The 19,005-nt window shown below is 62.9% G+C and carries 14 protein-coding genes; 5 read left to right on the top strand and 9 right to left on the bottom strand.

The window, feature by feature from the left end; all coding sequences use genetic code 11:
• Positions 1-140: 140 nt before the first annotated feature.
• Positions 141-3,185 carry a sensor domain-containing diguanylate cyclase gene (locus ACQ4W7_RS16315; RefSeq protein WP_436531778.1) on the top strand — a complete coding sequence of 1,015 codons (3,045 nt, stop codon included), beginning with the start codon at positions 141-143 and terminating at the stop codon, positions 3,183-3,185.
• Here ACQ4W7_RS16315 and ACQ4W7_RS16310 read toward each other — a convergent pair whose 3' ends face one another.
• Positions 3,186-3,560 (bottom strand): hypothetical protein, encoded by a 375-nt coding sequence (locus ACQ4W7_RS16310; protein ID WP_436531776.1) that lies wholly within the window; start codon positions 3,558-3,560, stop codon positions 3,186-3,188.
• Between the two features lie 211 nt (positions 3,561-3,771).
• On the opposite strand from ACQ4W7_RS16310, the gene ACQ4W7_RS16305 reads away from it, so the two are divergent.
• A complete protein-coding gene (locus ACQ4W7_RS16305) occupies positions 3,772-4,008 on the top strand; it encodes a hypothetical protein (protein ID WP_426073231.1) in 237 nt (78 codons plus the stop codon).
• Between the two features lie 86 nt (positions 4,009-4,094).
• Here the strand turns inward: ACQ4W7_RS16305 and ACQ4W7_RS16300 are convergent, their stop codons facing one another.
• Entirely contained in the window at positions 4,095-4,733 is a 639-nt protein-coding gene (locus tag ACQ4W7_RS16300) for an Npun_F0296 family exosortase-dependent surface protein (RefSeq protein ID WP_436531774.1), read from the bottom strand.
• 372 nt (positions 4,734-5,105) lie between these two features.
• Between ACQ4W7_RS16300 and ACQ4W7_RS16295 the strand changes: the two genes are divergently transcribed.
• A complete protein-coding gene (locus ACQ4W7_RS16295) occupies positions 5,106-5,618 on the top strand; it encodes a hypothetical protein (protein WP_436531772.1) in 513 nt (170 codons plus the stop codon).
• Between the two features lie 31 nt (positions 5,619-5,649).
• On the opposite strand, the gene ACQ4W7_RS16290 is transcribed toward ACQ4W7_RS16295, so the two are convergent.
• From ACQ4W7_RS16290 to ACQ4W7_RS16270, 5 genes are all read right to left on the bottom strand, one after another.
• On the bottom strand, positions 5,650-8,832 hold the full coding sequence (locus ACQ4W7_RS16290; protein WP_436531770.1) for an efflux RND transporter permease subunit: 3,183 nt from the start codon (positions 8,830-8,832) through the stop codon (positions 5,650-5,652).
• A 24-nt stretch (positions 8,833-8,856) separates the two neighbouring features.
• Positions 8,857-10,062, bottom strand: coding sequence for an efflux RND transporter periplasmic adaptor subunit (locus ACQ4W7_RS16285; protein ID WP_436531768.1), 1,206 nt, complete (start codon positions 10,060-10,062; stop codon positions 8,857-8,859).
• A 12-nt stretch (positions 10,063-10,074) separates the two neighbouring features.
• Complete coding sequence (locus ACQ4W7_RS16280) at positions 10,075-11,307, bottom strand: TolC family protein (protein WP_436531766.1); 1,233 nt, start codon at positions 11,305-11,307, stop codon at positions 10,075-10,077.
• 106 nt (positions 11,308-11,413) lie between these two features.
• Complete coding sequence (czcI, locus tag ACQ4W7_RS16275) at positions 11,414-11,776, bottom strand: cation efflux protein, CzcI family (protein ID WP_426073226.1); 363 nt, start codon at positions 11,774-11,776, stop codon at positions 11,414-11,416.
• A 42-nt stretch (positions 11,777-11,818) separates the two neighbouring features.
• Complete coding sequence (locus ACQ4W7_RS16270) at positions 11,819-13,366, bottom strand: C13 family peptidase (RefSeq protein WP_436531764.1); 1,548 nt, start codon at positions 13,364-13,366, stop codon at positions 11,819-11,821.
• A gap of 185 nt (positions 13,367-13,551) precedes the next feature.
• Between ACQ4W7_RS16270 and ACQ4W7_RS16265 the strand changes: the two genes are divergently transcribed.
• A complete protein-coding gene (locus ACQ4W7_RS16265; protein ID WP_436531762.1) occupies positions 13,552-15,495 on the top strand; it encodes a GAF domain-containing sensor histidine kinase in 1,944 nt (647 codons plus the stop codon).
• A gap of 243 nt (positions 15,496-15,738) precedes the next feature.
• Here the strand turns inward: ACQ4W7_RS16265 and ACQ4W7_RS16260 are convergent, their stop codons facing one another.
• Positions 15,739-17,250, bottom strand: a complete 1,512-nt coding sequence (locus tag ACQ4W7_RS16260; RefSeq protein ID WP_436531760.1) for a DUF3369 domain-containing protein — start codon at positions 17,248-17,250, stop codon at positions 15,739-15,741.
• A gap of 434 nt (positions 17,251-17,684) precedes the next feature.
• Between ACQ4W7_RS16260 and ACQ4W7_RS16255 the strand changes: the two genes are divergently transcribed.
• Positions 17,685-18,188 (top strand): DUF3016 domain-containing protein, encoded by a 504-nt coding sequence (locus ACQ4W7_RS16255; RefSeq protein ID WP_436531758.1) that lies wholly within the window; start codon positions 17,685-17,687, stop codon positions 18,186-18,188.
• Positions 18,189-18,207: 19 nt separating this feature from the next.
• Here the strand turns inward: ACQ4W7_RS16255 and ACQ4W7_RS16250 are convergent, their stop codons facing one another.
• The gene (locus ACQ4W7_RS16250; RefSeq protein ID WP_436531756.1) at positions 18,208-18,993 is read right to left on the bottom strand and encodes a substrate-binding periplasmic protein; all 786 of its coding nucleotides are present in this window, start codon (positions 18,991-18,993) and stop codon (positions 18,208-18,210) included.
• Positions 18,994-19,005: the final 12 nt, after the last annotated feature.

Below are 19,005 nucleotides of genomic sequence, written 5' to 3'. Positions count from 1 at the left end.
TACAATATTCAGCATTGCAAGGGCGCCCGCTGTAACGTACTATCGTTTTCATCGACTACCGATGGTAATCGTGCAGTCCGCTGCCAGCCATGTTGCTGGTCGTGTAGCGGTTTGATGTCCATCCTGCTTATTAGCCTGTCATGCCTACACGCACGTCCTCGTCGTGGTTTGCTCGGTCAGTGTCGCACTGGGTGGGGCCGCGCGTGCTGGCCGCGCTGGTGTTGGCGTTGTGCCTGGGACTGACGTATGGCGCCTGGCGCAATGCCCACGACGCCAGCGAACAGCAGGTGCAGGCCGATTTTGACTTCCGCGTGCGCCAACTGGTCAACAACATCGTCGTTCGCATGCAGACTTACATCCAGGTGCTGCACGGCGTGCAGGGACTGTATGCCAGTTCGCAGGGCGTCACGCGCAGCGAATTCCATGCCTATCTGGCGGTGCAGCAGGTGGATCGGCACTTCCCCGGCATCCACGGCATCGGTTACCTGCCGCTGTTGCCCGGTGCCGCCCTGGCGCGCCACGAAGCGAGCGTGCGCGCGGAAGGCTATCCCGGCTATGCCGTGCGTCCGCCGGGCCAGCGCGCCTGGCATGCGCCCATCACTTATCTGGAACCTTTAAGCGAAAGCAACCTGCTGGCGTTCGGCTATGACATCGGGTCCGAACCCGTGCGCCGCGCCGCGCTCGAACAGGCGCGCGATACGGGCCAGGCCGCCATGACGGGCAAGATCCACCTGGTGCAAGATGGTGGCAGCGCCCAGACGCATGGCTTTCTGGTCGTGCTGCCCGTATATGACAGTGGCTTGCCGCATGCCAGCGTGGAGCAGCGGCGCGCCGCCTTGCGCGCCTGGGTGTTTGCGCCATTCCGCATGGGTGACCTGATGGCGGGCGTGGGCGGCGAGGGGGCGCGCCAGTTGGACTTGAAAATCTATGATGGCGCACAACTGTCCGAGGCGGCCCTGATGTATGACCGCTTGCCGGGCGCGCAGTCGTCTGCCGCCTCGGACAGTCTGCTGTCGCAGCAGGCGATCAGCATCGCCGGCCATGCCTGGACCTTGCGCGTGCGCACCATGCCCGGTTTCGATGGCGAACTGCTGGCGCGGCCCCGCCTGGTGGCCTTGACCGGCTTGTTGGCCAGCATCGTGCTGGCGCTGGCGGCCTGGCTGCTGGCTGCGGGTCGCGCCCGCGCCCAGGCGGCGCTGGCGCGCTCGAGCGAGCTGACCGGCCAGCTGGAGCGGGGCCAGGCGAGCGTGCTGGCGATGGCCGAGGCAGCGCAGCGCAGCCAGGCCATGCTGCGCAGCATCCTCGATTCGACCATTGACGGCATTTTGGTCGATAACATCAATGGCCGCATCTTCACCTCGAACCGGCGCTTCCGCGACCTGTGGCAAGTGCCCGATGCGCTCGACTGGCAAGCCGATGGCGCGGTGTTGGTGCGCCATGTGGAAAGCCAGCTGTGGCAGGCGGCGCCTTTCCTTGGAGCACGCGCTCACGCGCCGCACGGCCACCGCGAACGGCGCGATGTGCTGCACCTGCGCGATGGACGGGTGGTCGAACAATATGTGCGCAGCATGCAGCTAGGCAACGAACAGGCGCGCTTGTGGACCTTCCGCGATATCAGCGAGCGTAGCCAGATGGAACGGCGCGAGCACACGCGGCGCCAGGTGCTGGAAATGCTGGCCACGGGCGCGCCGCTGGAACGCGTGCTGGAAAGCGTGGTGCTGAGCGTGCAAGCCGACCATCCCGCCATGCTGTGCAGCATCTTGCTGCTCGATGAAAACCGCCATCGCCTGGTGCTGGGCGCGGCGCCGAGCTTGCCCGCGTTCTTTAACCTGTCCAGCCATGGCCATGACCTCGACACCCTGCAGGGAGTGCATGGCATCGCCGCGCAAGCCCTGCGCGACGGCCAGCGCGTGATTGTGGGCGACTTGCATGCCGCCGCCAATGTGCAAGAGACGATGGAGCTGGCGTGGCGAGCCCAGCTGCAATCGTGCTGGGCCGAGCCCGTGCGTGGCGGCTCGGGCAAGCTGCTTGGCGTCCTGACGGCGTATCACCGCCAGCCCACCTTGCCGGGCGCGGCGCATCTGGCGCGGCTGAGCGAGGCGGCGCACCTGGCCGGCATGGCCATCGAACAGGCGCAGGTGGCATTGGCCCTGCGCGCCGGCGAAGCGCGTTTCCGCAGCCTGTACGACCATGCGCCGGTGGCCCTGTGGGAGCAGGATTGGTCGGCCGTGCGCGCCGCGCTCGACGCACTCGGGCAAGCGGGCGTGCGCGACCTGGGCGCCTACTTTCATGCCAATCCGAACGCGCTGCGGCGGCTGGCGGAGCTGGTGCGCATCATCGATGCGAACGGTGCCGCACTGGCGCAGGTGCGTGCCAACGAGGACGACCAGCGCCGCGGCGCGCTGAGCCTGGCACAGAATTTTGATGACAGCGCCTTGCCCCGTTTCGGCGATGCGCTGCTGGCGCTGGCTGGCGGCGCCCACCTGTACGAGTGCGAGAGCAGCTTCGTGCGTCTCGATGGTGCGGCGCGCCAAAATGAATTGAGCTTGCTGGTGATGCCCGGCCATGCGGACAGCCTGGACTTTGTCATGGTGTCTTCGCTCGATATCACCGAGCGCAAGCGCATGAATGCGGAATTGCTGCAGCTGGCCACCACCGATTTTTTGACTGGCTTGCCGAACCGGCGCCACTTCATGGCGGCGCTGGAAAACGAGCATGCACGGCTGCAGCGCGAACTGGCCAGCTGCGCCAGCGTGCTGATGCTCGACATCGATCACTTCAAGCGCGTCAACGACGAGTATGGCCACGCGGTGGGTGATACCGTGCTGCGCCACCTGGGCGCGCTGATGTGCCAGGCGCTGCGCAAGGTCGACGTGCCGGGCCGCGTGGGCGGCGAAGAATTTGCCATCTTGCTGCCCGGCACCGACCTGGCGGCGGCGGCCGTGTTTGCCGAACGGCTGCGCCGGCGTGTGGCGGAAAGTTCGCTGACCACCGATGGCGGCATCTTGATCACCATCACGGTGAGCATCGGCATGGCCGCCATGGCCGGTACCGATGCCGATTCCGACGCCGTGTTGGCACGCGCCGACGAGGCGCTGTACCGGGCCAAGCGGGGTGGGCGCAACCGTATCGAACAGAATGACGGCGGCAGCGACGGCGTGCTCAGCAAGTTCATGGCGCAGTGATTACAGGCTGTGCTGACGCGTTTGCGCCTGCTTGCGATTGCGGCTGACGATCAGCCAGACGATGGCGACGGGAATCAGCAGCGGCAGCAGCACGGGCGTGCTCAGCGCCAGCGCCAACACCACGCACAAGGCCACCACGGCGATCAGCACCACGCCCACGCCGGCCAGTACGACGCCTGTGACGACGGCGGCGCACACCAGCGCAATGGCCGCGATCAGCAAGCCGCCGCCGGCAAACACCAGGCCGAACAGCCACTCCAGCGGCCCATCGATATCGTCGCCGTGGAACTGCATGTGCATGTCGCTGCCGCCGATCTTGTCGAGGAACAGGCCGGCAAGCATGACGATGAGGACGAAGGTGAGTAATTTTTTCATGATGGGCCTCTGAGGATGGGTGACTGGGTATTGCATGGTCACACTGTAGCGGCGCGCGGCTGGCGCTGCCAGCGGCGTGCGACAGGCGGTCAATATCACGGTATGGAAGGCGCTGGCGGGCAGAAAACGCTGATGTAGAACAAGATTTCTTTTCTTGTAATGTACGCAAGCCGTCCTATACTGAACACCTCAGTCTCGCAAGGAGGGCAACATGCTTTTGTTTGCAGATACAGGGGATCAATCGCTATCCCCTTCTGGTCATCACATCACGCGCCAGCGTAGCGCCCCGCAGTCCTGCGCCGAACCCGTCGGCGCGCCATCGGCGATACCGCCGATCATCATCAATCCCTTTAATTACCATGCGCCACTGCCAGCCATCGACCCGCGCTGGGTACCGCCCGGTCCTCCGCTGACCTGGCCCAACCGGCCTGCCATGTCCATGTGCTGAAGCGCTTGCCTGCGTCATCGCCGTCCATGCAATGGCTGCCGTAACAAAAGCCCGCGCGCGGGCTTTTGTTGGTGCATGCATTGGCATCAGGATTGTTTGCGGCGTAGCATGAAGCCCAGCAAGCCCAGGCCGGCAAGCAGCATGGCATAGGTTTCCGGTTCGGGGACGGCGGTGATGAAGGCGTGGTTATCGCTTTCAAATGCATCCTGGCCTGTTGAGTGGAAGGCGATCGAGGTAAATTTTTCCCCTTCGCCCGCCCACGCATTCACATACAGACCGACCGATTGATCGCCATTGGCGCTGATATTGCCCAGCGTGCTGATTTGCGATCCCGTTAGCGTGACCGTGCTCTGATTTGCCATGGTGAAGACGACGCTGTTATACGTATCTGGCGAACCCATGTAGAAACCAAAATAGCTCAGTCCGCCACCGAAGGTGGCGACGCCAGGGGTGATCTGGCCATTCGTCACGCCGACGGAATAGAAGGCCGTCAGATCGTTCGGTGGCTGCGCGGCGTAGCTTGGGTGATCGCTGCTAAAGACGCTACCCGTGTAATTGCTGGGCACTAGTCCATCATTGAAATTGATGGTGGTGGCGCCCGCGACCGACGTGACTAGCCCCTCACCTGCCAGTACCGTACCGCCGGTAGTGAAGGTGGGAACTGCGCTGGCGCTTCCTGCGACGGCGGCGAGCGTCACGAAGGCCATAGTGGACAAGATTTTCATGTTGATACCCTCGAATATAGATAGGTGTACACGGCTATTTTTATCAGAACGACGAAAGTGCCTGGCGTGGCGTGGCGTGGCAGTGCGGCGTGCAGGGGTGAGGGGCGTCGCATGATGAAAAGAATTTCTTGTGGCCAAGCATTACTACATGCAATATTTGAAATATAAAAAACACAATTCAGATTGCAAAATAATAATAGTATTACTTGAGGAATATCAAAGCTCGATTGCTAGAATAAAGCCACTACATTGATAGCTTGTCTTATTGCCGAGATCGACTATGGCGGGCCGCGCCTTACCTTGCGGCAAGGCGGCACGGGTGGGCGTTTTCGACTATCATGCTAGCCCCGACCTTCCATCACGAGCACCGCCATGAGTACCGATTTCCCCGACTTTTCCGACGCAGCAGCCGAGCAAGACAATGACGCCCCGATCCAGGAGCCGCGCCTGTGGGTAGGCAATGGCTGGACGGCGCGCGTGATCAAGAACGAGGAAGATGAAGGCTGGGCCGTGGCCATGATCAAGGATGGCGAACCGGAGCCGGCGCTGGTGGGTCCGTGGACCATGGGCCGCGACAAGAAAAACCCGAAGCCGCTCGACGTCAACGCGTTTAACACGCTGGTGAAGACGGCCTCGGAAGTGCTGCGCCGCCACGAGCAGCAACTGCATGCGCAGTTGCACAAGAACTTGTTTGTGGCCACCGACGAGGGGCAAGTCAAGGTGATGTTCGACATCGTGCCCGACGAAGACCACCCGTACGCGGAACTGAGCGCCTATGACCCGGATGGCGAGCAGATCGCCAAGGTGCGCACCTCGGCCGCCTTCAAATTCAACGCCACGTCCGCGGCGAATTGGATCGAAGGCGGCTACCGCAAGCCTGGTTAAGCCCATGCGGTAGCGCGCGTCTCTAGCGTCTTTATTTACTCAGTTGTACCGCCGCGCCTTTGGGCGCGGCCTGCATTTCCACCTCCTCTTCCTTGCGGTACGCGAGCCGGTACAGCAGCGGCAGCACCAGCAAGGTCAAGGCTGTCGATGACAGGATGCCGCCGATCACCACGGTAGCGAGCGGGCGCTGCACTTCGGCGCCGGTGCCCGTGGCAATGGCCATCGGCACGAAGCCCAGCGAGGCCACCAGCGCCGTCATCAGCACGGGACGCAGGCGGGTAATGGCGCCTACACGTATCGCCTCCTGCAAGGGCATGCCCTGTTCACGCAGCTGGCGGATGTAGGCGATCATCACCAGGCCGTTCAGTACAGCCACGCCGGACAGGGCGATGAAGCCCACCGCTGCCGAGATCGACATGGGAATGTCGCGCAGCCACAGGGCGACGATGCCGCCCGTCAAGGCGAATGGGATGCCGCTGAACACCAACAAACCATCTTTCACGTTGCCGAACATGGCAAACAGCAAGACGAAGACGAGGGCCAGCGCCACGGGCACCACCAGCTCCAGGCGTTTCGTGGCCGACTGCAATTGCTCGAACTGGCCGCCCCAGCTGGTCCAGTAACCGGGGGGAATGGCCACTTGCGATTGCAACTGCTGCGTGGCGTCGGCCACGAAGGAGCCGATATCGCGCCCACGCACGTTGGCGCTGACGACGATGCGGCGCTTGCCGTCTTCGCGGCTGATCTGGTTCGGCCCCGGCGCCAGGTGCAGGCTGGCCACTTCACCGAGCGGGATGAAGCGGGCGCGGCCTTCCGCCGCCGCCCCCAGGGGCAGGGCGATGGGCAGGCGTTTCAACTGCTCCAGGTCGCTGCGCAGGCTGTCGGGCAGGCGCACGACGATGTCGAAGCGGCGGTCGCCCTGGAACAGGGTGCCTGCCTCTTGCCCGCCGATGGCCGTGGCGATTGCCGCCTGCACGTCAGCAATGTTGAGGCCGTAGCGGGCCGTCTGCTCGCGATCGATCTGCACCGTCAGCATGGGCAAGCCCGTCGTCTGTTCCACTTTCACTTCCGTCGCGCCCGGGATTTTTCCCAGCACGCCGGCGATCTTCGCCGCCGTGCTGTCGAGCACGCTCATGTCGTCGCCGAACAGCTTCACGGCCACGTCGCTGCGCACGCCGGAAATCAGTTCATTGAAGCGCAGCTGGATCGGTTGCGAAAACTCGTAGTTGTTGCCCGGCAAGCTGGTGGCCGTCGCCTCGATTTCCGCCAGCAATTGCTCGCGCGATTTTGTCGGTTGCGGCCACTGATCGCGGGGCTTGAGCATGATGTAGCCGTCAGAAATATTCGGCGGCATGGGATCCGACGCGATCTCGGCGGTTCCCGTGCGGGCGAACACGCGCGCGATTTCCTTGTGGTTTGCCATGAGCTTGCTTTCCAGCTGCTGCTGCATGGCCAGCGATTGGCTCAAGCTGGTGCCGGGGATGCGCAGGGCCTGGATGGCGATGTCGCCCTCGTTCAGGCTGGGCACGAATTCGCTGCCCATGCGCGTGGCCAGCAAGCCCGACAGCACTACAGCCACCGCCGCGCCCGTCAAGACGACGGGCGTGTTGCGCATCACCTTGTCCAACAGCGGCGCATACCAGCGCTTGGCCGCGCGCATGATGGCGTTTTCTTTCTCCGCCACCTTGTCGCCGATAAACAGCGCCACGGCGGCCGGAATGAAAGTGATCGACAGCAGCATGGCGCCCAGCAAGGCGATCACCACCGTCAGGGCCATCGGCGTAAACATGCGCCCTTCCACGCCCGTCAGCGCGAAGATGGGCAGGTACACGACCATGATGATCAGCTGACCGTACAGCAGGGGGCGGCGCGCCTCTTGCGATGCCGCAAACACTTCATGAAAACGTTCCTGCAAGGTCAGGGGCCGCCCGAGTTTCTGCTGCGCATGGGCCAGGCGTCGCACGCAGTTTTCCACGATCACCACGGCGCCATCGATGATGATGCCGAAGTCGAGCGCGCCCAGACTCATCAAGTTCGCGCTCACATGGTATTGCAGCATGCCCGTAAACGTGAACAGCATGGCCAGCGGAATCACCATGGCCGTGATGACGGCCGCGCGGATATTGCCGAGAAACAGGAACAGGATGGCGATCACCAGCACGGCGCCTTCCAGCAGGTTTTTCTTCACCGTATTGATGGCCTTGTCGACCAGTACCGTGCGGTCATACACGGTGACGGCGTGCACGCCTTTTGGCAGGCTGCGGTTGATTTCCAGCATCTTCTTGTCGACGGCTTGCGAGACGGCGCGGCTGTTTTGTCCGATCAGCATGAAGACCGTGCCCAGCACCACTTCACGGCCGTTTTCCGTGGCAGCGCCCGTGCGCAACTCGCGCCCCAGCACCACGTCGGCCACGTCGCGGATGCGAATCGCCACGCCCTGCACATTGGCGACGACGATGTTGGCGATGTCGTCTTTCGATGCCACCTGACCCGGCGCGCGTATCAGTAATTGTTCGCCCTGCCTTTCGATGTAGCCGGCGCCCACGTTGCTGTTGTTGCGTTCGAGCGCCGTCACCACGTCTTGCAGGCTGATGCCGTAGGCGGCCAGTTTTTCCGGATACGGTGCCACCTGGTACTGCTTGGCGTAGCCGCCGATGGCATTGATTTCCGTGACGCCCGTGACATTGCGCAATTGCGGCTTGATGATCCAGTCCTGGATTTCGCGCAAGTCCGTCGGCGTGTAGGGCGTGCCGTCCGGCCTTTTCGCGCCGTCTTGCGTTTCCACCGTCCACAGATAGATTTCGCCGAGGCCCGTGGAGACGGGCCCCATCTTTGGCGTGATGCCTGCCGGCAAGCTTTCCTTGGCTTCCTGCAAGCGCTCGTTGATCATCTGGCGGGCAAAATAGATGTCCGTGCCATCCTTGAAGATCACCGTCACTTGCGACAGGCCATAGCGCGACAGCGAGCGCGTCTGTTCCAGGTTTGGCAAGCCGGCCATGGCCGTCTCGATGGGGAAGGTGACGCGCTGCTCGGTTTCCAGCGGCGAATAGCCGGCGGACTGGGTATTGATTTGCACCTGCACATTGGTGATGTCGGGCACGGCGTCGATGGGCAGCTTTTGATAGCTGTAGATGCCCAGGCCAGCCATGGCCGCGACGGCCAGCATCACCAGCCAGCGCTGCTCGATGGCAAAGCGGATCAAGCGTTCAAACATGATGGTTTCCTTTGTTTAACGTGATCAATGTTCATGGCCGGCAGCATCTTTGCCCAGCTCGGACTTCAGCACGAAGCTGCCTTGCGCCGCGTACGGCGTGCCGGCGGCCAGGCCCTGCTTGATCTGCGTCAACTTGCCATCGCTGCGCCCCAGCACCACGGGCGTGGCCTGATAGCCATCCTTGACTTGCACGAAGACGACGGGCTTGTCTTCCACCGTCTGGATGGCCGTGCTTTGCACGGTGACGGGTGCGTCCGCTTCGCCGGACACCACTTCCACGCTGACGAACAGGCCCGGACGCCAGGCCATGTCCGGGTTCAGCAAGCTGATGCGTGCCTTGGCCGTGCGCGTCTGCTCGCCCAGCAGCGCGCCCACATAGGTGATCGTACCTTGCGCGCTGGCGTCGAAGGCACTGGCTTTCACCTCTGCCTTGCCTCCCATGCGCACGGTGGCCAGGTCTTTCGCCGGCACGGCGATTTCCGCCCACACGGTCGACAGGTCGGAAATGACGAAGATGTTCGCGTCTTCCTTGACGGCTTCGCCCAGGGTGATATGTTTTTCCAGCACCATGCCGTCGAACGGCGCGCGGATGTCGTAGCGGTTCAGCGGCCCCTTGCTGACGCCACTGGCACCCAGCGCGCTGAGCTTTTGCTGCGCGTTCTGCACGGCGATTTCCGCCTCGCGCCACGTTTGCTGCGCCTGCAGATAATCTTGCTCGGCCGAGATTTTTTCGCGCCACAGTTTTTCTTCGCGCTCATACGTGGAGCGGGCCAGCGACAAGCGCCGCTGCGCCGACAGCAGTGCGCTGCGCTGTTCCGACAGTTCCGTGCTGGCGATGACGGCCAATACTTGTCCCTTTTTTACCAGCTGGCCCAGGTCCGCTTGCACGGCCTCGACTACGCCGGCCAGGCGCGGCACGACGTGCGCCGTGCGGTCTTCGTTAAAACGGATTTCACCGGGTAGGGCCACCGTGGTTTGGATGCGGCCAGGCGCGGTCGTGGCGATGACGACGCCGGCCGCGCGGCTTTGCGCGGCGCTCAATTCCAGCTTGCCTTCCACTGCCTCGTGGCCGTGTTCGTCTTTCTTTTCAGCATGTGCTTCCGTCTTGACGGCGGCGGGCGGCGCAGTCATGGACTTGCCCGTGCCGAGGATGAGGGTAGCGAGCAGGATGCCGGCGGCCGCGATGGCGCCGATGGCGATCGCCTGTTTCTTGTCGAGTTTGATATGCATGTCGGGTCTTCCTTACAGGGGAGCGGGGGCGCCGAGCAGGCGCTCGATCTCGGCGGCGGCGTGCTGCGCTTCGGTCAGCGCGCGCAGGTATTGGTTTTTGGCTTGCAGCAAGGTACGCTGGGCATCGAGCACGTCGAGGAAGGCGAACTTGCCAAACTCGAAACCCTTGCTGGCCGCGTCGTAGGCGCTTTGGGCGCCGGGCAAGATGTCCTGGCGCAAGCTTTCCACATCGAGCCGGGCCGTGGCCAGCCGTTCGCTGGCGGCAGCCACGGCCGTCTGCACGGCGATGCGGGCGGCGGCCAGCTCGTCGCTGGCCTTGTCGCTGCGGCGCAGGGCATCGAGTTTGTTGCCGGCATTGCGGTCGAACAGCGGCAGCGGCAAGGCCAGGCCGATGATGGCCTGGTTGCGGCCCAGCTCTTCCGAGCGCTTCATGCCGATGCTCAGCGTGACGTCGGGAGTGGCGCGCCGCTGTTCCACGTCCAGCATGGCTTGCCGTTGCGCCAGCGTACTGCGCGCCTGGCGCACGGCCGGCGCCTGGGCCAGGCGCGCCGCCAGTTCGCTGGCCGGTGGCAGTTCCGGCAAGGTTTCCAGGCGGCCCTCGGCCAGGGAAAAACGGGGCGTGGCATTGCCCCACAGGGCGGCCAGGCGCTTGCGGGCGCTGGCCAGGGTGCTGCGAGCCAGGTTCAGCTCCAGCCGCACGCTCGCTTCGGCGACCTTGGCGCGGGTTTCCTCGACGGGCGAGGCCTTGCCGGCCGTGACCCGGCGCGCCGTGATATCGCTGGCGCGCGCGGCCAGCGCCTGCGCGCTGTCGGCCAGGCGCAAGCCTTCCTGCGCCGCCAGCACGTCGACAAAGGCGGTGGTCACTAGCGCGCGCGTGTCCGCTTGCTGCAGTGACAGGCCCGCTTGCGCCAGCTCTTCGCCGCGCTGGGCGACAGCCGCGCGGGCACCGCGCTTGCCGCCCAGCTCGATCAACTGATTGAGCTGCACGGTGGTGCTGCGCGTGGCGCGCCGCGTGTCTTCCAGCACCGTTTGCAGTTCCGGGTTGGGCAGGGCGCGCGCCTGTTGCAGGACGCCGCCCTGCGCCGCCAGTTCATGGCGGGCGGCCGACAGGGTGGCGTTGCCGCCTTCGGCCAAGGCCAGCGCGGCGGGCAGAGTCAGGGAGCCGGCAGGTTCCCCAGGTGCTTGTGCATGGGCAAGATTGCCAGCCAGCAGGCCGGCGGAAAGTAACAAGATGGTTCGGTACATCGAATTCTCCAAAAGCATGGAAAAGAATTCGACGGGACGCGCAGGCTGGCGCCCAAGTCAATCAGGCGCGTGTATTGCGATCAGTGGAATGAAACGTCCCGTCGGCCTAGGCGGCCGACGACCAGTCAGGGCGCTTGGGAGCGTCCGGGATGTGGGAAGCGTAAAAGAAGGGGGCGGTGTCCGCGTTCACGGACGCCGTGTCGCCGATGGGCAGGCTGGAGCCGGCCGGCAGCCACGCATGGCCGATGCCATGGCAGACGTTGCAATCGCTGTGCGGCTGGCCCTTGGATTGCTTGTCAGCCTTGTCGGCCACGGGTTTCTTGTCCGCATCAGCCTTGTGCTGGTGGCTGTGGTGGCCCAGGTGCTGCGCCGCCTTGCCTTCCTCGTGCAGACAATACGCGCTCGCCGCTGCCCAGGACATCTGGAGCGGAAGCACGAACAGCAGCAAAATGAGGAAAAATCGTCGCATGGTGACAGCTATTGTACAGAAAGAAGGAAGTCCGCGCCGCGCTTAGCGCGGCTGGGTGCGCCATGCTTTCAACTGCGCGGCGATGGCCTTACCCTGGAATAGCTGCGGCTCGGAATGCTCTTCCGTTTCCATGCCTCCCTCGCGGAAATCGGCCGCCTCGCGCGCCTGCACCAGCACTTTGGCCTGGTCGAACGCTTCCGTGAAGCTGCTGCTCTTCGGCAAGGCTTCCTTGAAATACGCTTCGCTGAAATACGTGAAATCGTTCTGGTCGTCGCAGCCGAACGAGGTGCGGTCGCTGCGCGCGGCCGTGATGATGAGGGTGTTGTCATCTTTTAAGGGCGCAATGAAGCCGCCCGCATAGCAGGCCGAGATCACGATGACTTTCCAGCGGATGCCGCTGTGCTTGAGCATGCCGGCCAGCTCCTGCGCGGGCAGGCTGTGCAAGTCCATGCCGTTTTGCGCCAGCGCCAGTTCGTGCTCGGGTGAGCCGTGGCTGGTGAGGAATAAAAACAGGATGTCGTTCTGCTTGTCCATCTTTGCGCCCAGCGCATCGAGGCTGGCGGCTATGCTGGTGCGCGTGGCCATCGGCTGCTGCGCCACCGTGTTGCGGCTGTTGACGAGCATCAAGGAGCGCCCCACGGTACCGAAATCGCGGTCGAACTGGCGCTGCACGAAGGCCGTTTCGCGGTGAAACACTTCCTGCGCGCCATCGCCCGCCACGCCCAGCAGGTAGAGATTGATTTTTTTTGCCGCATCGCGCGGCGCGATGCGCGCCAGGGCGCCATCGAGCACGGTGCGCTGGTTATACAGGGCCAGTTCGATATTGTCGCGCGTGAGTTTGTCGGCGACCGGGTCGTCCAGCTGGCCTTCCGTCCAGTGGCCGCTGTCTTCGCGCCGGCCATCCGCCTGCGCGACGGCGTAGCGCAGCACGCCCTTGCCGTCGAACTGGCCATTCTTGAAGCCGCCCCGGTATTCGTCACCCTCGGCCGTGCGCAGCACGCCTACACCCTCGAATTTCCAGTCTTTCAGCTCGCCTTCGTAGTGGATGCCGTCGCTGGTGCTGACTGTGGCCTTACCCTGTACCTGTCCCTGGACGAATTCGCCTTCAAAGACGGTGCCGTCCGTGTCGGTCAGCTTGCCGGCGCCATGCGGGCGCCAGTGTTTAAAATGGCCTTCGAAGGTGGCGCCGTCGGCACCCTGGAAGCGGCCTTGCCCCTCGAAGCTGCCCTTGATGAAGCTGCCCGCATAGATCTCGCCCTTGGGCGAGGTGTAGCGGCCGATGCCATCGAAGGCGCCCTGGCGAAAGGCGCCTGTGTATTCGACGCCGGAAGCCTGGCGCAGCGTGCCCTGGCCGGAAAACACGCCGCGCGCGAAGCCCCCTTCATAAAACGCGCCACTCGCGTACTCGAGCCGGCCCTGGCCATGCATCTTGCCCGCGACGAGAGGGCCGAAATAGCGTCCGCCATCGGCCGTTTCCGCCGCCGGCGCCTTGGCTGGCGCGGCGCACAGCGGCGGCATGCCCAGCGCGGCAAAGGCCAGCAGGCCGGCGAGGGTGTAGGGGCGAAGCGAGGCGCGTAGCGTGGCAGTCATGAGGACGGTCTGGTCTGTAGGAAGGGGCCTAGTCTGCCACTGTATTGCCAGCGTGGCAAATGCGCACGTGGCGTGTGTCGCGCTGTCTCAAGGCAAGATTCTGCGTTTTATGCCGTGCCAAGGCTGGGCTGAACTGATAATATTGATTTTCAGAACATATACTTGCGCAAGGTACATAGTCACCCATGGAAAGCCGTCTCAGCCGCCTGGAAGCCGTTCAAACCGTGTTGCTGGAAATCGGGCAGCGCTCGAGCACCTGCAGCGATATCAGCGAATTCCTGCAGGCGGTGCATGCGGCGCTGGGGCGCATCATGTATGCGGCCAATTTTTATGTGGCGCTGAGCGACCGCGACGACGGCCTGGTCCACTTTCCCTATTTTGTCGATGAATTCGACGCCGCGCCCGACCCGGACGTGGGCGTGCGCCTGGCCAGCGCCGCGCAGTCGCCCACGGCGTGGGTCATCGTCAACCGCAAGCAACTGGTGATGACGGCCGACGACGACGCCATGCGCGCCATCGGTGGTGGGGCCTGGGGCGGCGGCACGGCGGCCGAGCACTGGATCGGCTGCCCGCTGCTGGATCAGCAGCACCAGGTGCTGGGCGCCATCGTCATCCAGAGCTATGACGCGCAGCACCGCTTCAGCCTGGAAGACCAGGCCCTGTTCGCGCTGATCGCCACGCACGTGTCGAGCGCGCTGCAAGGCATGCAAAGCATGGACCGCCTGGAAAAGGCGGTGCAGGAGCGCACGGCCCTGCTGGCGCACGAGGTGGCCGAGCGGCGCCGCGCGGAAAACCTGCAGCATGCGCTGTATGAAATCGCCAACCTGTCGGCGCAAGCGGCCGATGCCACCACCCTGTATGTGCGCCTGCATGCCATCATCAGCGAGCTGGTGACGGCAAAGAACTTCCTCATCGCCCTGTACCATCCGGACAACAAGGACATCACGATCCCGTATTTTGTCGATGAAAAGGATGCGCAAGCGCCCGTGAAGCGCTTTCATTACGGCATCGGCATGAGTTCCTACGTGCTGGCGCGGCGCCAGGCTTGCCTGCTGGATGCGGACAGCTACGCGGCACTGGTGGCCAGTGGCGAGATGGACGAGCCGCTGGGCAATGTGGGCATCGCCAGCTGGATGGGCGCGCCCATGCTGCTGGGTGAGCGCAAATATGGCGTGATCATCGTGCAAAGCTACGACACTTCCGTCGTGTATGGCCAAGCGGAACTGGACGTGCTGGCCTTCATGGCCAGCCATGTGGCCGTGGCGATGGCCCGCATCCAGGCCGACAGCGCCATGCGCCAGGCCAAGGAAGCGCTGGAAGAGCAGAACGCGGCCCTGAACAGCGCCCTCAGCGCCTTGCAGGAAGCGCAGTCGGAACTGGTGCGCCAGGAAAAGCTGGCGTCCTTGGGGCGCCTGGTGGCGGGCGTGGCGCATGAAATCAATACGCCGCTGGGCATTTGCGTGACGGCCACCAGCCACCTGGTGCAGGAATTGAAACTCACGCGCGAAGACCTGGAAGGCGGCCAGCTCGATGAAGATGGTTTGCGGCAGTTTTTCGACATCATCGACCAGACCCTGCGCATCATGACGACGAATACGCAGCGTGCGGCGGCGTTGGTGCGCAGCTTCAAGCAGGTGGCCGTGGACCAGTCTTCGGACGAGCTGCGCAGCTTTAACTTGCGCAAATACCTCGATGAAATCCTGCTCTCCCTGCAGCCCAAGCTGAAGGGCAAGCCGATCAAGGTGGAGATCGATTGCGCGCCTGAGGTGCAACTGCGCAGCTATCCGGGCGCCGTATCGCAGATCGTCACGAACATGGTGGTCAATTCACTGGTGCACGGCTTTGTCGAAGGCGAGCCGGGCAAGATCAGAATCAGCGTGCGGACGGCCGGCGAGATGCTGGAACTCGACTACAGTGACGATGGCATGGGCATGGACAGCGCCACCCTGGGCCAGCTGTTCGACCCCTTCTTCACGACCAAACGGGGTTCCGGCGGCAGCGGCCTGGGCGCGCACATCCTGTACAACCTGGTGACGGGGCCGCTGGGCGGCACGGTGAAGGTGGTCAGCGCGCCGGGCATGGGATTGCATTACAAGATACGCTTCCCGCTAGAGCCGAAAAGCGCTTGAAAGCTTGAAAACGGCGGGCCGGAGACGCGGGCCTGAGAAAATGCCGATGGCGGCGTTGCAGCTCCTTGCCGTACATGCGTACTGTCTGCGTCGCTGCGCCTTGCCCTCGACATTTTTCAGGTCCGCTTGGCCCGGGACGCCCGTGTTGGGGGCTGGGGCCGAAGCGTGTTTTGCCGGTGTGCGGGGGGGGGGCAGACCCTCAGGGTCTGACCCCGGTATTTGTACTTGGGTTAAATGTGGCGCCTAATCAGGGAAACGTTGATTCAACGCAAGCGCATCATCCAGATTCGCAATCAGCAACTCCACATACTGCGGGTCCAGGTGGCTGCCGCTCACTTCGCGCAAATAACTGACCACGCGCTCCAGGGGCCAGGCGTCCTTGTAGCAGCGTTTGTGCATGAGGGCGTCGAAAACGTCGGCGACGGCGGCGATGCGCGCGTATTTGTGGATGTTTTCGCCTGCCAGCCCTTGCGGGTAGCCGCTGCCATCGTACTTTTCATGATGCTGGTGGGCGATCACGGCGGCCGCCTTTAGCAGCGGGCGCTGCGAGCCGTCGAGGATGGACATGCCCACCGTCGGATGCTGCTTCATGATTTCCCACTCGGCCGCGTCGAGCTTGCCTGGTTTCAGCAGCACGGCGTCAGGCGTGGAAATCTTGCCGATGTCATGCATGGGTGCCGCGTGGCGCAGCACCATGGTTTCTTCTTCCGACATGCCGGAGGCCTGCGCCAGCAGCTGGCACACTTCGGCCATGCGCCGCACGTGGTTGCCGCCCTCGTGCGAGCGCGATTCGACCACGTCGCCCAGGCGCAGGATCAGTTCGGCCTGGGTATCGGTGATTTCCTGCGTCAGCAGGATATTGTCAAAGGCAATCGCCACGCCGGAGCAGAATACTTCCAGCAATTGCGCATCGAGGTCGGAAATCTCTTCCACCCCTTTGAGTACCAGCAAGGACGCCTTGCCGCTGCTGTTGGGAAAGTAGCCGACATAGGTGTCGCCGTGCAGGCGCGAGATCTTGTTGCTCTTGGCATCGTCCAGCTGCGACAGCAGGGATGGGCTGAGGATGCCGCCATCGGCTTCATGGTCGCCGATTTGCGCGAGGATTTCATAATCCTGTTCGCCTGAGATGGCGCTGGCGCCGCGCAGGCGCAGCAGCATGCTCGTTTCCAGGCGCAGCAGGGCGACGACTTGCTGCAGCAGGCCACTGGCGAAGTCGCGCAGGTTGCGCTGCTTGAAGATATGCGCCGAGGCGGCGATGACCCGTTCCAGGCCTTCGCGGTAGTGCAGTTGGGCCAGGCGCGCGTCCTCGACCTTCATGATGTCGCGGTAGGCGCGCAGGGCGGCAAAGGTCGTGGTAAACAGCTTGGTACGGTCGAGTTCCGTCTTTTCCTTGTAGTCGTTGATGTCGTAGTTGACGATCACCCGCTCTTCCGGCGCCTGTCCAGGCTGGCCCGTGCGCAGCACGATGCGCGTAAACTGGTTGCCCAGGTCTTCGCGCATCCAGCGCGCCACTTCCAGGCCGCTGTCTTCGCGTTCCATCACCACGTCCAGGAAGACCAGCGCGATGCCTTCTTCGCGCGCCAGCACCTGCTTGGCCTCGGCGCCGCTGTAGGCGTGTACGAAGCTCAGGGCGCGGCCCTCGAGGCGAAAACGGTTCAGTGTCAGTTTGGTGATGTCGTGAATGTCGGGTTCATCATCGACGAGCAGGACTTTCCAGGGAGGTAACTTGGGCGAAGCTGAAGACAAAAATGACATAGGGGCGAGTTCCGCTAAAAGGCATAACTGACGCAATGCTGAGACGCCTGCGCCAGGAATTCCTGTGCGCCATTACCGGCGTTGCGCGTTTTTCGGGCGCATTTTATCGATTGTAGACTGACAGCTAAGTATTAACAATGAGCAAGAACAATTGACTAAAGTCATGCAACACACGTGCTAAAAAGGCACTTTAAATCCATGCCGCTCACACTATCTACACTTTATCGCTTAGGCAACTATATTTTCAAGACAATACTTTGTTTTAATTAATATTGCCAATAAATCTGTAAAAAAAAGTCGGCGCCTTGCCTTCCTGGCGGAAATCAGAAAAGTAACAAGGTATGAATTGCGCGCCAGAATGGGATGCAGCGCGCTATATTGAGTAGGCATAAGAAGTGGCCCCATGCCATTCACATTTCCTGAAAGGGTAGATCATGCAAAAACAAACGACGCGCGCCCTGGTCGCCGCCCTGGCCTTGCTGGCCAGCAGCGCGGCCTGGGCAGGAACGGAAGTGCAGTTCAGCAAACCGGATCAATACACGGATGTCCCGTTCAACCCGCAGGAACGGGAAGAGGTATTGAAGGAACTGAGCCGGCATTTCGAGAAACTGGGCGCATCGCTGCCGCCCGGGCAGACCTTGAAAATCGACGTCACGGATGTGGACCTGGCGGGCCGTGAAAATCCCGCGCTGCGTGCCGGCCAGGATATCCGCGTCATGAATGGCCGGGTCGATTGGCCGCGCATGCGCTTGCACTATGTGCTGGAACAGGATGGCAAAGTCATTCGCAGTGGCGATGCTGCTCTGTCCGACATGTCTTACCTGAGCCGCATCAATCATTACTTCAGCAATGAAAAGCTGCGCTATGAAAAGCTGATGATCGATGACTGGTTTGCCGATACTTTCGGCATCAAGGTGAAGCGCCAGACGCGCAAGTAAGTGAGCATGCGTCGCTATTTCAGCGCAGGTAGGCTCCTTCGATGCGTGCCAGCTGGCCGTTCTGCCGCATGGCAAGCAAGGCCGCATTCATCTTTTCGATGAAATCGGCCTTGTAGGCCGGCGTATTGCGTGCGCTGTAGGCGATATACGTGGCTTCGGACGACAGTTCCAGCACCTCGTGCAATTGCAAGCCGTAACTGGTCAGTTCGCCTTGCAGCCGGCGCGCCGTGTGGCGGGCTGCGGCGCGGTCGCTGGCGTAGCAATCGATGCGCCGCAGGGCCAGTTTTCTCAGATTGGCTTCATTGCCCTTGGCCGCTTCCAGGTGCAGCAATCCCTGGCGGGCCGGCGCCATCAATTTTTCCGACAGTAAAAACCCCGTGTTGACGCCGATGCTCAGGCCGGCAAAGTCGGTCGGGAAGTGCGTGCGCGGCGTGCGCATGACGGCGTCATGGCAGAACAACACCACCGATTCGCGGTACAGCATGGCCGAATACGCTTGCACGTACGACCGTTCCGTCTTGCGTCCGGGCGGGAACAGGCCGAATACCTGGCCTTTTTCCAGCGCATCGAGTCCCCGTTTCCAGGGGCGCGGCTGCAGGTCCAGCCGATACTCCGGCATTCTTGTGGCGGCGGCGCGCAGCATATCGACGTACATGCCCTTGAACACGCCATTTTCCACGTAGCTGTATGGCGCATAGTCGTCGTCGCCGTACAGGATGACGGTGTGCGGCGCGGCCAGGGCGGTTGGCCACACGCCCGGCAACGCCAGGGCCAGGCACAGTCTTGCCGTTATCGCTGCTTGCATGCCGCTCCAGTT

This window comes from Janthinobacterium algoris, from assembly GCF_051380935.1.
Lineage (GTDB): Bacteria > Pseudomonadota > Gammaproteobacteria > Burkholderiales > Burkholderiaceae_D > Janthinobacterium.
Note: the sequence above shows the minus strand (reverse complement) of the source record. Positions and strands in the feature narration are given on the sequence as shown.

Bases quoted from the DNA above. Each gene is read 5' to 3' on its own strand.
- ACQ4W7_RS16315 (WP_436531778.1), top strand. From the start codon at position 141: ATGCCTACACGCACGTCCTCGTCGTGGTTTGCTCGGTCAGTGTCGCAC.
- ACQ4W7_RS16310 (WP_436531776.1), bottom strand. From the start codon at position 3,560: ATGAAAAAATTACTCACCTTCGTCCTCATCGTCATGCTTGCCGGCCTG.
- ACQ4W7_RS16305 (WP_426073231.1), top strand. From the start codon at position 3,772: ATGCTTTTGTTTGCAGATACAGGGGATCAATCGCTATCCCCTTCTGGT.
- ACQ4W7_RS16300 (WP_436531774.1), bottom strand. From the start codon at position 4,733: ATGAAAATCTTGTCCACTATGGCCTTCGTGACGCTCGCCGCCGTCGCA.
- ACQ4W7_RS16295 (WP_436531772.1), top strand. From the start codon at position 5,106: ATGAGTACCGATTTCCCCGACTTTTCCGACGCAGCAGCCGAGCAAGAC.
- ACQ4W7_RS16290 (WP_436531770.1), bottom strand. From the start codon at position 8,832: ATGTTTGAACGCTTGATCCGCTTTGCCATCGAGCAGCGCTGGCTGGTG.
- ACQ4W7_RS16285 (WP_436531768.1), bottom strand. From the start codon at position 10,062: ATGCATATCAAACTCGACAAGAAACAGGCGATCGCCATCGGCGCCATC.
- ACQ4W7_RS16280 (WP_436531766.1), bottom strand. From the start codon at position 11,307: ATGTACCGAACCATCTTGTTACTTTCCGCCGGCCTGCTGGCTGGCAAT.
- czcI (WP_426073226.1), bottom strand. From the start codon at position 11,776: ATGCGACGATTTTTCCTCATTTTGCTGCTGTTCGTGCTTCCGCTCCAG.
- ACQ4W7_RS16270 (WP_436531764.1), bottom strand. From the start codon at position 13,366: ATGACTGCCACGCTACGCGCCTCGCTTCGCCCCTACACCCTCGCCGGC.
- ACQ4W7_RS16265 (WP_436531762.1), top strand. From the start codon at position 13,552: ATGGAAAGCCGTCTCAGCCGCCTGGAAGCCGTTCAAACCGTGTTGCTG.
- ACQ4W7_RS16260 (WP_436531760.1), bottom strand. From the start codon at position 17,250: ATGTCATTTTTGTCTTCAGCTTCGCCCAAGTTACCTCCCTGGAAAGTC.
- ACQ4W7_RS16255 (WP_436531758.1), top strand. From the start codon at position 17,685: ATGCAAAAACAAACGACGCGCGCCCTGGTCGCCGCCCTGGCCTTGCTG.
- ACQ4W7_RS16250 (WP_436531756.1), bottom strand. From the start codon at position 18,993: ATGCAAGCAGCGATAACGGCAAGACTGTGCCTGGCCCTGGCGTTGCCG.